At 58.0% G+C, this 12277-nt stretch carries 14 protein-coding genes and 1 pseudogene; 10 read left to right on the forward strand and 5 right to left on the reverse strand.

The window, feature by feature from the left end; all coding sequences use genetic code 11:
* Positions 1 to 102 precede the first annotated feature (102 nt).
* Together CPY51_RS06030 and CPY51_RS06035 are read left to right on the forward strand one after the other, a co-directional pair.
* Complete coding sequence (locus CPY51_RS06030) at positions 103 to 711, forward strand: carbonic anhydrase (protein ID WP_111159366.1); 609 nt, start codon at positions 103 to 105, stop codon at positions 709 to 711.
* A 306-nt stretch (positions 712 to 1017) separates the two neighbouring features.
* The gene (locus tag CPY51_RS06035) at positions 1018 to 1233 is read left to right on the forward strand and encodes a hypervirulence associated TUDOR domain-containing protein (RefSeq protein ID WP_111159368.1); all 216 of its coding nucleotides are present in this window, start codon (positions 1018 to 1020) and stop codon (positions 1231 to 1233) included.
* Positions 1234 to 1915: 682 nt separating this feature from the next.
* Here the strand turns inward: CPY51_RS06035 and pdxR are convergent.
* On the reverse strand, positions 1916 to 3355 hold the full coding sequence (gene pdxR, locus CPY51_RS06040; protein ID WP_111159437.1) for a MocR-like pyridoxine biosynthesis transcription factor PdxR: 1440 nt from the start codon (positions 3353 to 3355) through the stop codon (positions 1916 to 1918).
* Between the two features lie 90 nt (positions 3356 to 3445).
* Between pdxR and CPY51_RS06045 the strand changes: the two genes are divergently transcribed.
* From CPY51_RS06045 to CPY51_RS06070, 6 genes are all read left to right on the forward strand, one after another.
* A complete protein-coding gene (locus CPY51_RS06045; RefSeq protein ID WP_111159370.1) occupies positions 3446 to 3865 on the forward strand; it encodes a cupin domain-containing protein in 420 nt (139 codons plus the stop codon).
* Positions 3866 to 3884: 19 nt separating this feature from the next.
* Positions 3885 to 4340: a carboxymuconolactone decarboxylase family protein gene (locus CPY51_RS06050; RefSeq protein ID WP_111159371.1), complete on the forward strand. Its 456-nt coding sequence runs from the start codon at positions 3885 to 3887 to the stop codon at positions 4338 to 4340.
* A gap of 52 nt (positions 4341 to 4392) precedes the next feature.
* Positions 4393 to 5070: an HD domain-containing protein gene (locus tag CPY51_RS06055; protein ID WP_111159373.1), complete on the forward strand. Its 678-nt coding sequence runs from the start codon at positions 4393 to 4395 to the stop codon at positions 5068 to 5070.
* A gap of 17 nt (positions 5071 to 5087) precedes the next feature.
* Entirely contained in the window at positions 5088 to 5732 is a 645-nt protein-coding gene (locus tag CPY51_RS06060; protein ID WP_111159375.1) for an HD domain-containing protein, read from the forward strand.
* A gap of 838 nt (positions 5733 to 6570) precedes the next feature.
* Positions 6571 to 7437, forward strand: coding sequence for an SDR family oxidoreductase (locus tag CPY51_RS06065; protein WP_195909436.1), 867 nt, complete (start codon positions 6571 to 6573; stop codon positions 7435 to 7437).
* Positions 7438 to 7449: 12 nt separating this feature from the next.
* Positions 7450 to 7695 (forward strand): hypothetical protein, encoded by a 246-nt coding sequence (locus CPY51_RS06070; RefSeq protein ID WP_338049409.1) that lies wholly within the window; start codon positions 7450 to 7452, stop codon positions 7693 to 7695.
* Between the two features lie 761 nt (positions 7696 to 8456).
* Here CPY51_RS06070 and CPY51_RS06075 read toward each other — a convergent pair.
* Together CPY51_RS06075 and CPY51_RS06080 are read right to left on the reverse strand one after the other, a co-directional pair.
* On the reverse strand, positions 8457 to 8681 hold the full coding sequence (locus tag CPY51_RS06075) for a hypothetical protein (RefSeq protein ID WP_111159379.1): 225 nt from the start codon (positions 8679 to 8681) through the stop codon (positions 8457 to 8459).
* Positions 8682 to 8732: 51 nt separating this feature from the next.
* Positions 8733 to 9056 carry an oxidoreductase gene (locus tag CPY51_RS06080; RefSeq protein ID WP_111159381.1) on the reverse strand — a complete coding sequence of 108 codons (324 nt, stop codon included), beginning with the start codon at positions 9054 to 9056 and terminating at the stop codon, positions 8733 to 8735.
* 348 nt (positions 9057 to 9404) lie between these two features.
* Between CPY51_RS06080 and CPY51_RS34000 the strand changes: the two are divergent.
* Positions 9405 to 9567: pseudogene (locus tag CPY51_RS34000) on the forward strand (IS30 family transposase); the annotation flags it as partial.
* 429 nt (positions 9568 to 9996) lie between these two features.
* Here the strand turns inward: CPY51_RS34000 and CPY51_RS06090 are convergent.
* Together CPY51_RS06090 and CPY51_RS06095 are read right to left on the reverse strand one after the other, a co-directional pair.
* Positions 9997 to 10209 (reverse strand): hypothetical protein, encoded by a 213-nt coding sequence (locus tag CPY51_RS06090; RefSeq protein ID WP_111159383.1) that lies wholly within the window; start codon positions 10207 to 10209, stop codon positions 9997 to 9999.
* A 989-nt stretch (positions 10210 to 11198) separates the two neighbouring features.
* Positions 11199 to 11621, reverse strand: coding sequence for a hypothetical protein (locus tag CPY51_RS06095; protein ID WP_111159385.1), 423 nt, complete (start codon positions 11619 to 11621; stop codon positions 11199 to 11201).
* A 237-nt stretch (positions 11622 to 11858) separates the two neighbouring features.
* On the opposite strand from CPY51_RS06095, the gene CPY51_RS06100 reads away from it, so the two are divergent.
* Positions 11859 to 12077 carry a DUF982 domain-containing protein gene (locus CPY51_RS06100; RefSeq protein WP_420820671.1) on the forward strand — a complete coding sequence of 73 codons (219 nt, stop codon included), beginning with the start codon at positions 11859 to 11861 and terminating at the stop codon, positions 12075 to 12077.
* Positions 12078 to 12277: the final 200 nt, after the last annotated feature.

Genomic DNA, 12277 nt, shown 5'->3' on the forward strand with positions numbered 1-12277 from the left:
GTCAGCGTCGGAGATGGGCATGTTCGAGCGTATTGTGAAGTGCAGGGCAGAAGACGCCCTTGCGGATGCGAAATTGGCCTTGATCGTGGAGCCACTGCACAAATGATCGCCAAACTGCTTTCCAACAACAAGGTCTGGGCCGCCCAAAAAACCAGCGCGAACCCAAACTACTTTCGCGATCTTTCGGCTATCCAGAAGCCTGATTATCTGTGGATCGGTTGCTCAGATAGCCGCGTGCCGGCGAATGTCATCACGGGCCTTGAACCGGGAGAGGTTTTTGTCCAGCGGAACGTGGCAAATCTTGTGCATCCCACTGATCTCAATCTGTTGTCGGTGGTCGAGTTCGCCGTTGAGGTGCTCGGTGTCCGGCAGATCATCGTCTGCGGTCATTATGGCTGTGGCGGCATACGCGCGGCAATGGATGGTGAAAGTCATGGCATCATAGACCATTGGTTACAGCCGATCCGGGATGTTGCCGACAGTAACTTTAGCTGTCTTGAACATATTGAGAATGAGGACAAACGCCTTGAACGGCTCTGTGAACTCTCTGTCATTGCGCAGGTGGACCGCTTGGCCCGAACGCCGATCATTCGCTCGGCGTGGCGAGCAAACAAGCAAATTGTTATTCACGGCTGGATCTATGGCCTGACAGATGGATTGCTCACAGACCTTCGCTGCAGTATCGGGCCAGAGATCCGATTGCGATCATAGGTCTAAATTCACCGAAGCGGTAAAATCCTTGGACTGATTAACTTTCATGCCACCGCGAAAAATCGCGCGGTAGAATGCCTCGATCTCACGCTCAAACGATCAATTGCTGCGAAGACCCACGGTTCCTATCCTCCATCAGCGACGGCAGAGTGGCGCTGCCTGTGAAGTCTGAGCGTGAAGCACGATGAGTGGATCGAATTGCCGACCAAATCGTTGTTACGGACGCAGGTTTAGGCGCATGATCGATGCAGGCGCGGGGCTGCAATACTTCGGCGAACCGCCGCGCCTAATTTAGAGCGAAATGCGATGGGGAACGACTTCAAGATTGGCGATCATGTGAGCTGGAATTCGGAGGCCGGCCGCGTCAGCGGCATGATCATTCGCATCCATACTCGCGATTTCAACGTCAACAGCTACACGCATCATGCCAGCGCCGAAGCACCGCAATACGAGATCAAGAGCAGCAAGACCGAACACATCGCCTTTCACAAAGGTTCAGCGCTCACCAAGATTTGCGGCTGACGCTCCCGTCAGGCGCAATCAATGGCAGAAGGCGATCGCCAATATCCACAAGTCCACAATCTCCGCCGCCCGAGCCGCTTCGCACCAGGCTCCGCGATGCGGGCGATCGCATCCGCTCAATCACTGGATGCCACCCCAGCACGGGATTGTTCCACGCATTAGAATTGGTCAGCGTTGGATCAATACACTGTCGTCCCTCCCCATCGCAGCGGCCGCGTTACTCTGTCTGATATAGCCCTGACAACGTCTGCACGAACTGCCTTCTGTCGCAGGTTTCACCCGGAACCATCTTTTGATCGCACAGTCGGCGCCGTCGGTTGATTCCAACTTTCCCTGGTGGCTCCAGCTCCAGCACTTCCTGAACATGTTTTTCATGCTGTTTATCATGCGGGCCGGGCCGCAAATTCTGGCCGATCACCCACGGCTTCATTGGAGACGGGATTGCATGCCGGGAACCGGTCGGTTCCGGCTTCAGGTGCCCGTGCCAAAGGATCGCAGTTCGATAAGGCGCGGCCCATTCGCGCGAGACCGTCAGGGGAGAATAGCTTGCTCGCGCATATCCAGCCGGCTGTCTCAATGCATGATCTCGCCCTGTTCATGACCGCCCAACCCGCGCGTAGTCGCCTTGTGCAGCAGCCCCGGCTTGCGCTCGTCCGACGCGTTACTCGGATTGCTTGGTGCTTTAACCGCGCACGAGCATCGAAGCCGGACAGCCGAGCCGACGGATTGCCTCGAAAAGCTGTTCGCAGGATCGAACAAGATTTTTCGTCGGGGCAGTTGCGACACCAAGGAGAAGCCCCTGCTCGGCGCTTTCTGGCGTCACATACCAGGCTGAAAGCGGCGACGGAGACATGCCGAACGCCGAGACTTCGCGCGCGATGGCTAAGTCCGCGGTTCCCCTCGGCAAATTCAGCAACACGGCCAGCCCGGGGGCGGCGAGGCGTTCGGCGCCGACGAATGCTTGAAGACACTCCAGCAGCGCCTGCCGCTTAGCTGCATATGCGCGCTTGGTGCGCCGTAGATGGCGCATGTAGTGTCCCTCATGCATGAACTCGGCGGTTGCCATTTGCACGGCTGGACCAGGTGGCGGCGCGAGACACGCCGCCACCTCCGCGAACCGGGAGACCAGGTCGGGAGGTGCTATCAGAAAGCCAAGCCGAATGGTCGGACTGATGGTCTTGCTGAATGAGCCGATGTGAATAACCCGTCCGGCCCGGTCGAGCGACGCGAGCGCAGGCGCAGCCCTTCCGGCCAGTTGCAACTCGCTCAGATAGTCGTCCTCGATCACCCAAACCCTGTTCGCGGCTGCCCACTCGAGCAGTCGGAGACGTCGCTCAAGCGACAAGGTGGAACCGAGGGGCGCGTGCTGACCGGGGGTCACGACGACGAGTTTCGCATCAGGATGGTGGCGTAGGCCATGATCGATATCGATACCGTCGGCATCAACCGGAATGGGAGCGAGGGACAGGCGTGCGAGTGCAAGTCCTTTCCTGGACCACGGAAAGCCGGGGTTCTCGACCCAGGCATTATGCCCGCCAAGGCCAAGAACGCTGAGGGTCAAACCGAGCCCGGCGCTGAAGCCCCCGGTGATAATGATCTGCGACGGCGCGCAATGGATGCCGCGAGCGACGGCAAGGTAACCCGCGATCTCCCGCCGCAGCTCGGGCTCGCCGCGAGGATCCGGATAGAGGGGCGGCGCACTCGCCTCGGCGCGAACCGCGTGCGCATGAATGCGTGCGAACAATGTTGCCGGAAAGGTCTCGATTCCGGGCACCCCCATCTGAAAGAGCGCAGGTCCCTGCGTCATCTCGCGATAGATTTCCATGAACGAACCTGCGTCGGCCGGATGCTTGCTCTTCGCGACGGCCCGAGGACGTTGGGCAACGCGCGTCCCAGTCGCCCGTGACGCCTCGATCAACTGGGCGGCCGCCAACTTCTCATACGCTGTCCGCACAGTACCGCGCGCGACACCAAGTTGGGCAGCGAGATCCTGCCAAGAGGGCAGGCGCGCACCGGGCTCCAACACTCCATTCTCGATGGCCGTGGTAAACCCCCTTCGGATCTGCTCCGACAATGGTATCTTTGCCGTGCGGTCAAGATTAAGCTCAAGCGGCCTGTTCATGCTGTCGTGGTACATGATTTATTCGCGTTCTTGGTTCTTTTTTCTGGCGCATGATAGGCCCATTTTGGGGATGACAGAAGGAGAAAGTCCATGAAAGTCCACACCATCGTTGCCGCCACCTGCGCAGCACTTGCCTTCGCGATTGCCGAACCCGCCCCGGCGCATGACGGTCAGACCGAAACCGTCAAGCCCATGTTCAACCAAGTAATTCCGAATATCCCCGGCAAGTCGCTCGTCGTTGTGGAAGTCGATTATGCACCCGGTGCGGCTTCCCCGCCGCACACACACGCCAAGTCAGCCTTCATCTACGCCTATGTGATCTCAGGTGAAATCGAGTCGAAGGTGAACGATGGTGAGACGCGCATCTACAAGGCGGGTGAGAGTTGGTCCGAACCACCGAACGCCAGCCATTCAATCAGCCGCAATGCAAGCAAGACAAAGCCAGCCAAGTTGCTCGCGGTCTTCGTCGTCGACTCTGACGACAAGGCGCTCACCACCCCCGTCAAATAGGACCGAAGAGATTAAACCGATGACCAAGAGGCTCGACTACAACCAGATCGCTCCCAACGGCGCCAAGGCGCTCGGCGGGGTCTATGGCTATGTCATGCAAAGCGATCTGCCTGGCGAACTGGTGGACCTTGTCTATCTGCGCGTCTCGCAGATCAACAACTGCGCCTATTGCCTTGATATGCACACACGCGACCTCCTCAAGAAGGGAATGAAGGTCGAAAAGCTCGCGCTGGTGCAAGCGTGGGAAGAAGGTGGTAGTCTCTTCAGCGAGACCGAACGCGCAGCGCTTGCCTGGGCCGAGAGCGTGACGCGTGTCGCCGAGACCGGCGTGCCGGATAGCGCTTATAAAGCCGCACGCGGTGTTTTCGACGAAAAACAGCTCGTCGACCTCACGATCGCGATCAGCCTGATGAACAGCTACAATCGCATGGCCATCAGCTTCCGGAACACGCCGCAGGCGGTCCTTGAAAATTAGGTCACAGCTCCGCAGATCCTGCATATCGTAAGTTGCTATGGAGTGAAAAATCATGACCGCCAGCGAAACTGCGGACATAAAAATTCCCGACAGCCCATTGGCTCGCCAGGCGACGCAGTTCATTCGAGATACCGAAAGTGATCTTCTGTTTCAACACTCCCAACGCGTCTATGTTTGGGGCGCCTTGGCTGGGAAGCGTAGGGATCTGAGGTTTGATCCGGAACTTTTCTACACGGCGGCCATGTTTCATGATCTCGGCCTGACAACCGGCTTTCGGGAAAGCCAGTTGCGCTTCGAAGTCGATGGCGCGAACGCAGCGCGCGATTTCTTGCGGAGCCACGGCATTTCGGAAGATGACATCGAAAGGGTCTGGCTTGCGATCGCGCTGCACACGACGCCGGGAATTTCCGCGCATCTCAACCCCATCGCTGCACTGACTGCCGAAGGGGTAATGATGGATCTGGTGGGCCTCGGCTATGATGAATTCACCGATCTCCAGCGCAACGCTGTTGAAGAGAAGTATCCGCGTTCATCACGATTCTCGGAGGACGTTCTGCAAGCCCTTTACGACGGCTTGAAGCATCGCCCTCAGACCACACAAGGTACCGGCCTCGCCGATGTGATGGCAGATAAGGATCCGCATTTCCACCGCCGGGATTTCTGCAGTCTCATGCGAGATTCGCGATGGGCTTCCGGAAGTGACCGAGAGCAGCCTGCGGCGGCCAACTAACGATTAGGATAGAAACAATGACGCTTGAGCAAATATCGGGGGTGCGCATTCCCGACAGCAAAATTGCGCGAGAAGTGACGCAACTCATTCGAGATACCGAGAGCGATTTGCTTTTCCATCACTCGGCCCGGGTCTATGTCTGGGGAGCAATGACGGGCAACCGGATCGGGATGAATTTTGACCCGGAACTGCTCTACACCGCCGCCATGTTCCATGACCTTGGCCTGACTGCACGCTATGAAAACAGTCAGCTACGCTTCGAAGTGGATGGCGCGAATGCGGCGCGTGATTTTCTCCGGGGACACGGCATTTCCGCAAGCGATATCGAAACGGTTTGGAATGCCGTCGCTCTCCACACCACGCCTGGCATACCGGAGCATATGCGCCCGGAAATCGCACTGGTCCAAGCGGGAGCCGGCATGGATGTGGCAGGCCGCGGCTACGACCAATTCAGCGACGCGCAGCGCGAGGCAGTCCTCGCCGCCTTTCCGCGAGAAACCGACTTCAAGCAGGGGATCATCGATGCCTTTTATAGGGGCATGAAGCACCGCCCCGACAGTACCTTCGGAACCTTCAACGACGACGTCCTGGCGTTCAAAGATCCTCATTTCCGGCGGATCGATATGTGCAGCGTCATCCTCGCTTCAAGCTGGGATAGCTGAGATGTCACCGCTGTCGCTATAGTCCGTGCAGCAAAACTCTGTTCCATTTGTTCGATACTTTGAGACCCGAGTTGGCAGGCTCCTGGGTGCACCCGTTGGACAGCTTGTAGCGTGTCCATCTATCTCTGGACACTTCAGTTTTCGCAATTGGTCCAGGATGATTGACGACGACTAATCATCAAAACCTCGTCTGCTTTGTATCGAAAGAAGGTATGTCACCAAGCGATATCGAAATGCTGTCTGGGCTTTCGCGATCCACTATGTCCAGTCTTTTAGCCATCCGTCGCAGGGCTGGTCTGCTCAAGGCAACGAACCTTTGACAGCATCAACCGAAACGAAACAGTCATTGCGGAACGCTTGATGAAGGAGCTTTGAGACTCCGAGTATTGGCCTGGCGGACGTGCATGTGGCAGGCGGCTAAACCAATCGCGGGGATTGAATGCGGGCTTTGAAAGATGGCTCCTGTCTAACAGGATTTGGGTGTTGCAAACCGACCCTTCAGACAGGACCCAGATGGCGGAGCGCTCGGCGTCGCCGGATGATCGGGGACGTGACGGTCCAGGTCTTGCTTGCTATGCGTATCTTTCAACGACAGCGCGCTATACGCAGGTCCCACCGACACGGTCGACGGTTAGCCCCTCGACAGATTGCCACTGCGGTGATTCCGCTGCAACCGTAATCGGTTGCGCCCGACCCTCGAAGTTGCTGACATCTCTCGACAAAGCCTGGTATATAGCCCCGAAGGCGGAAGATTAAATCCCGTTTGCGACATGTTTCGCGGAACCGTTATCGATCGGCGATGTTTAGTTCTTGGCTACCAGAGCCTGGAGAATTGACAATGACCGAGGACGTTCGCCGACCCCTACCACCTTACCCCCCTCAGCACCAGGAACCGCCGGGCAAGACCAGGTCGATGCAGCCTGTCCCGGATCATGGAGAGCATTCCTACAAGGGTAGCGGCAAGCTGACAGGCAAAGTCGCCCTAGTCACCGGCGCGGATTCCGGCATTGGGAAAGCGGTGGCGATCGCTTTCGCCCGGGAAGGAGCGGACGTCGTCGTCTCCTACTTGAGCGAAGACGAGGATGCGCAAGACACCGTCAAATGGGTCGAGGACGCCGGTCGCAAGGCCATCGCCGTCGCCGGCGACATCAAGTCCGAGCAGCACTGCATCTTGCTTGTCAAGCGCACCGTTGAGGGTCTCGGTGGCATCGACATCCTTGTCAACAATGCCGCATTTCAGCGTACTTACGCCGACATCGCCGACATTACTGCCGAGGAGTGGGACGAGACCTTTCGAACCAACATCTACGCCCCTTTCTTCCTGGCGAAGGCCGCTGTCACGCACTTGAAGCCCGGCAGTGCCATTATCAACACGACCTCAATCCAGTCGCGACAGCCCTCACCGCAGCTCCTCGCTTACGCGTCCACAAAGGGAGCCATCTCGAACTTCACGGCAGGGCTTGCCGAAATGTTGGCCGAAAAGGGAATTCGCGTCAACGCCGTCGCGCCCGGGCCAATCTGGACGCCGCTCATTCCGTCGACGATGCCGGCCGAGAAGGCAGCCAAGTTCGGGCAGAACACCCTGATCGGGCGCGCGGGGCAACCCGCGGAACTGGCCGGGGCATATGTTCTGCTCGCTTCGGACCTCGGGAGCTACATGACTGGCGCCGTGGTGCCGGTCACCGGTGGCGAGATAATGATTTAGAGGAGAACGCGCTTGGCCAAGTCATTAGAATTTGACGTCCAGCATTACGCAGATTGTCTCGCAGTGATGGGCGACGACGAGCTTTTTGCAGCGATGGGAGACCTTGAGGGTGAGAGCGAAGCACTCAGTCCGGACAAGCGCGACGGTAGCGATGTGTTTGCCAGGATCGCATTGGTCGAGACCGCGATCGAGGATCGGTTTCCTGGCCAGCTTCTGACACCATATAAGGAATGGCAGAAACGCCAGAACGATATTTAAGCCTGAGGAGCGCCGGGCGAACCGTCGGAAACCAGTCATTCGTCTTTTTCAGGAACTCGACCAGGCCGTTTGTTACCACATCCCGCTTGATCGCATGTCGATATCATCTGCGCTAATCGGCTTTCGGCACTCTTGCGACGAAAGATGCAGCTCGCCTTTAGAAACGACAGCTTCTCCCTGGATTCCGTCCCTGCTCATGTCGACCCTTTTCTATCTGTGATCGCTTGGGATCATCCGTAACGATCGCGAAACTAACAACCACTCGAACGGCGCCGAGCTTGCCCGACAGTTCTTGGTGAGAACGCTCCATTAACGCTGGCAGCTGGGTACAACCACGAGCACGCGAATTCGGTAGCCAGCATTCTCGGCCGAACTCCGCACACAACGAACGTTCTGGGTTTTGAAGTGCCCTAGCTCGATCATCCCGCCGCCGCTCGCAGCTGCTTAGAGAGCGCTCGTTAACATCCGCGGGCCAAAAGGCCTCAACCCGGAAGCGGCACTGCCTGACATTCCCAGGCGATGTGTGCTTAAGCGCATTCAAACACTTCCATCGCGGCAGGTTAAGCCTGTTGGGGCAACTCGATCTGGAGGGTATTCCCAAAGACTGGAGTACAGCGACACGCCGCAGCGCCTGGCTAATCAGGTCCGCACGATGGGAGGCGGCCCGAAGATCAACCGATCACACGTCGAATTGTTCCGTGCAAGAGGTTCCCCTTAAGCTTCGCCGCCTTTTCTCGCGAGGTGGTCTACTTCGCGTGCGGTCAATCGGCATGCGGATAAGCACCATCCAGAGACTGGGCGAAGTGAGAACGGAAGGCGATTGCCGCCTCGTCGGCAGCTCTTCGGTCGCCGTGACAGCCGCGAATGAGGTCGGCAGCAACCGGGAATGTGAGGCCGTGGGCATCGGCGAAGTATTCGACGTGAACAATGGACGCGGCGTCGATCACCTGATCGTATGGGGAGGCTGGCAGGGGAGGTTTGGACATCGGCACCCCCGTGGGCAGGACAGCAGACGAACTGCTGCCCTGGGCAAGTCACTACTTGCAGTTTGAAGTGGCGGCCGGATTGGAGGCTTGCTCCTGCTTCGGCGCGGTCGTGTTCTTCGTCGTGACCATGGCGTTGCAGTCGCTGGCCTTACCGCCATCGCTGCTCGCGCCACTTCCACTGGCATTGCCATTGTTGCTACCGGAGTTGTCGGCGCTGCCGCCAGAGCCACTGTTGCCGTTGCTATTGCCGCTATCGGATCCCGACCCGGAACCTGTAGATCCTGCGCTTGATCCTGATCCGGTGCTGGAGGATTGGGCCATAGCCGAGGCAGCAAGGCCAATGGACAGAGCGGCTACGGTGAGAAGTTTCAGCATAATATTCTCCTTGGATGTTGTTCAGACCTACAACGAACCAGACAGAAAGGGGGGTGTTCCACTCTGTACGAAGAAATACAGTCTCGACCGGTCGGGAACAAACAAGCTCCTTGGACGTGCGGGTCGGAATATAGTGACTACGGGCGGGTCTCCCCCGGTATTGGTCGACGATGTCCGCCGTGCCGACAGGCTCTCTGCGAAGGATCCAGTCCATGGTGCAGGAAAAGCCTGCCCGCTGGGCACGAGGGCGGCTAAGGCTGGACTCGATGATGGTAATTACGGGCGAGCTCGTCGAGCCGAACGCGATGGTTGAGTTCTATCTGAGGACTGTGGCGCAAGCCAACGTTGGACGAGCTCAGACGCAATGTCTTCCAGCATCGTGAATGGCCGGAGCTGAGCGGCTATGACTGCGTGACCGCCAACGCGATTGCGCGCAAACGCCGCGCCAAGCTGCGCAAGCTGGCCCGGTTGGTTCTCACATCTGCGCCAATCGATAATCGAGCGCATCATGCCATTGGACTTTTGCCAAAAGGAGCCGCACAACGATGGCACCCTCGTCCACGGCCTACTGGCGTCGACCATCGTCGCCAGGAAGGGGAAGGCCGCGACAAGTAATGGCAACGCTGGGCGAACAAGGGCATCAGCATCGCGGGATCCTGCGGGCCGCTCCGACGGACGCGGACGCCCACGGGGATGGATTCCTGCCCTGACTGACGCTCAGAATGCAGGCTCGCCTGCAGGACTTCCAGGACGACTGTGCATTGGTCGGCAGCGATCGCACGCCACAATGCACGCGTGAAACAAATAAGGCGGGTTAAGTCGGGAGCGTGTCTTGCGTTAGTCGACCGGGCAACCGCGTCTGTTGGCAAAGGACATGCGGTCCGGACCGCCGTCATTCCAACCGTGCACGACAATGCGTCGTCCGTCGGGCAGGCGAACGCTAATTCAGCTTCGGGAGGCTGTTTCTGTGGGCAAGCTCGATCACGTATTCATCCGCCACGTCCGCAATAACGAGTGCGACCTCGGCCTCCCCCCACCCAGCCGAAACGGCGTCCAGCACCAGTTGACGGAAGGCTGACACAACGGCTGACTCGCAATCAAGCCAACGCTCCGGATAATCATCGTGCTGTTGTGGCGAAGCAATCTTTTCCACCTTGTCGTTCCTAGTTCCCTGCCGACCATAGACAATTGCATGTCGTGAGGCGATTTGGCTCCCGATCCTGCGGGCCGTGGCGACCAAACGAAGCTATACGCACGACGCCCGTGCTGAAATGGCGCAATCCATTCGTTGACGTCGGAAATGTCTTTGCCCGCGCCGCATCGGCTATGGGCAGATGTGGATCTCCCTGATTACGGTTCGGCCATGGCGATTTCCTCAACCGTCCTGAAGAAGCATCCCGTATGACGGTAGTGCAGACGATCCCTCCCGCGAATAGCCATCCCATTCGTGGCGCCCCGCCCGTCACCAGGGCCAATGAGGTCGCAGCAATACCGAGTAGTTTCATTTGCATGATGTCTCCACGTTCGCTGAACTCCACCGAAAGTCTCTTCAAGGAGTGGAAACGGTGGAGCTGGGGTTGGAACGTCAACTACATCAAGCCGTTCCAGCTTGAGGCTTCAGTCCAGCGAAGCCTCAGACTTTAGTCTGATTTCGCGCGGGCCAACATCGGCGTTAGGCCGCTGACGGCTGGAAGTCGGCTGCATCGTCAGTTAAGACATCGGCAATCACGGTCGCTACGACGCGATTTCATGGCAGACGGGAGGCGCAGTCCGCATTTCGATCATGAGATGAATATGGGCATCATCGAGTATCTTTTAGCTTCAGCAAACTGCTTAGTGGCGCCAGGGGCGCGTGCCTCGCCGTACTGTTTTGCTTTGGCGAGAACTTGCTCGGCGCAGCCTGGGCAGTCCTTCGCTGGGCCTGACTATGTTCAGACCATTAACACAACGCCTGGCCTGAGCGTCGCAGTGATCCGCACCGCGTCGTCCTTCGTGCCCCAATCACCTGGGATGACAAAACCCCCATCTCCAAAAGGACTCGTCTGACTTGTCCAGACGTCGAAACTTCGATCATCAACGCGACGAAAATTACGGCACGCGCCGTACCGGTTGTCCGAATTCGGTATCGATGAGCGCTGTAGCCTAGCCGCGCTCGTCGTCGGACAGATCGGAAGGGGTGGCGAGCTTGTCGATGAGCTGAAGGAGAACCTCGGCGCAAGCCTTTGTCGGCTCATCGTCCGCGCACTTGATGTCGATTTTCTTGTCGCCCTCTTCTATTCTGAAATGCGCCGCCTTGGATGCCGGGGACATCTGCCAGTGGTGGCGACGCATTCCCATATCCTGACGACTGGCGTCCTTCGGAGGCTCACCCAAGTGGTCACGCGGCCACATCTCGTCAGGGTGATCCATCGCGTCGCGGTGGTCGGGTTGGGGCGGCGGAGACGCGTGGTCTTGTGTAGGGGCTGGAGCTGCCTGCTGAGCTGGAGGAGGAGCAGGAGCCTGCTGTGCTAGCGCTACCGTCGCCATGGTCGCGAACGCCAGTCCAAAAACGATAAGTCTTTTCATGAAAACCTCCTTGGATGCGCGTCAATCGTTTCCAGAGAACTCTTCGTAGGTCATTTAGTTCACACAAGAGATGCGTTGTTCCCCCACGCGTCGTTGACAGGCTTTCGTCTTGCCTTCCGTCTTGAACGTTTCGGCGGCTGGTATGGCGATTGCAGGGTTACCAATGTTTTAAACTTGGTGAGGCCATTTATAATGAATCGGCACATATCGCATCAGTTTCCGGCTCTTAGGCTCGTTATGGACGGCCGGGAAAAATACAGAATTGTCCGAACAGTCATCGATGCAGCGGAAACGCTCATCAGCGCGTGGCCGTCCGACGACGGGGAAGAGTACATGGTCGCTGTTCAAACCTGCCTCGACGGCCTGTACGATATCGTGCCTGCTCAAGAGGTGAGGGCTGCGCTGATCCGTGCTGCCAACGAAGAACAGATTCCGCACTTTTCACTTGTCCGCTGAAAACACTGACGCGCCAGCGGGCTTAAAACGGTTCGGTGGATTCCAATTGTCCGGGAAGGGTAGTATCCCCGTCGAAAAGCCGGCCGTTCGTTGACGCAAAATGAGCCAAGTTCCGATTGCGAATTCACTGCTGTTCGGCTCATGAAGATGCCGTTTCCAATGATATCGGCGTCGACATGACCAGCATCCTCCGAACGACG

Origin of the sequence: Arminella tubonensis (genome assembly GCF_003240585.1) — a bacterium.
Lineage (GTDB): Bacteria > Pseudomonadota > Alphaproteobacteria > Rhizobiales > Rhizobiaceae > Rhizobium > Rhizobium tubonense.

What these genes read in the sequence shown, in the direction of transcription:
- CPY51_RS06030 (WP_111159366.1), top strand. Translation starts at nt 103, where the DNA reads ATGATCGCCAAACTGCTTTCCAACAACAAGGTCTGGGCCGCCCAAAAA.
- CPY51_RS06035 (WP_111159368.1), top strand. Translation starts at nt 1,018, where the DNA reads ATGGGGAACGACTTCAAGATTGGCGATCATGTGAGCTGGAATTCGGAG.
- pdxR (WP_111159437.1), bottom strand. Translation starts at nt 3,355, where the DNA reads ATGAACAGGCCGCTTGAGCTTAATCTTGACCGCACGGCAAAGATACCA.
- CPY51_RS06045 (WP_111159370.1), top strand. Translation starts at nt 3,446, where the DNA reads ATGAAAGTCCACACCATCGTTGCCGCCACCTGCGCAGCACTTGCCTTC.
- CPY51_RS06050 (WP_111159371.1), top strand. Translation starts at nt 3,885, where the DNA reads ATGACCAAGAGGCTCGACTACAACCAGATCGCTCCCAACGGCGCCAAG.
- CPY51_RS06055 (WP_111159373.1), top strand. Translation starts at nt 4,393, where the DNA reads ATGACCGCCAGCGAAACTGCGGACATAAAAATTCCCGACAGCCCATTG.
- CPY51_RS06060 (WP_111159375.1), top strand. Translation starts at nt 5,088, where the DNA reads ATGACGCTTGAGCAAATATCGGGGGTGCGCATTCCCGACAGCAAAATT.
- CPY51_RS06065 (WP_195909436.1), top strand. Translation starts at nt 6,571, where the DNA reads ATGACCGAGGACGTTCGCCGACCCCTACCACCTTACCCCCCTCAGCAC.
- CPY51_RS06075 (WP_111159379.1), bottom strand. Translation starts at nt 8,681, where the DNA reads ATGTCCAAACCTCCCCTGCCAGCCTCCCCATACGATCAGGTGATCGAC.
- CPY51_RS06080 (WP_111159381.1), bottom strand. Translation starts at nt 9,056, where the DNA reads ATGCTGAAACTTCTCACCGTAGCCGCTCTGTCCATTGGCCTTGCTGCC.
- CPY51_RS06095 (WP_111159385.1), bottom strand. Translation starts at nt 11,621, where the DNA reads ATGAAAAGACTTATCGTTTTTGGACTGGCGTTCGCGACCATGGCGACG.
- CPY51_RS06100 (WP_420820671.1), top strand. Translation starts at nt 11,859, where the DNA reads ATGGACGGCCGGGAAAAATACAGAATTGTCCGAACAGTCATCGATGCA.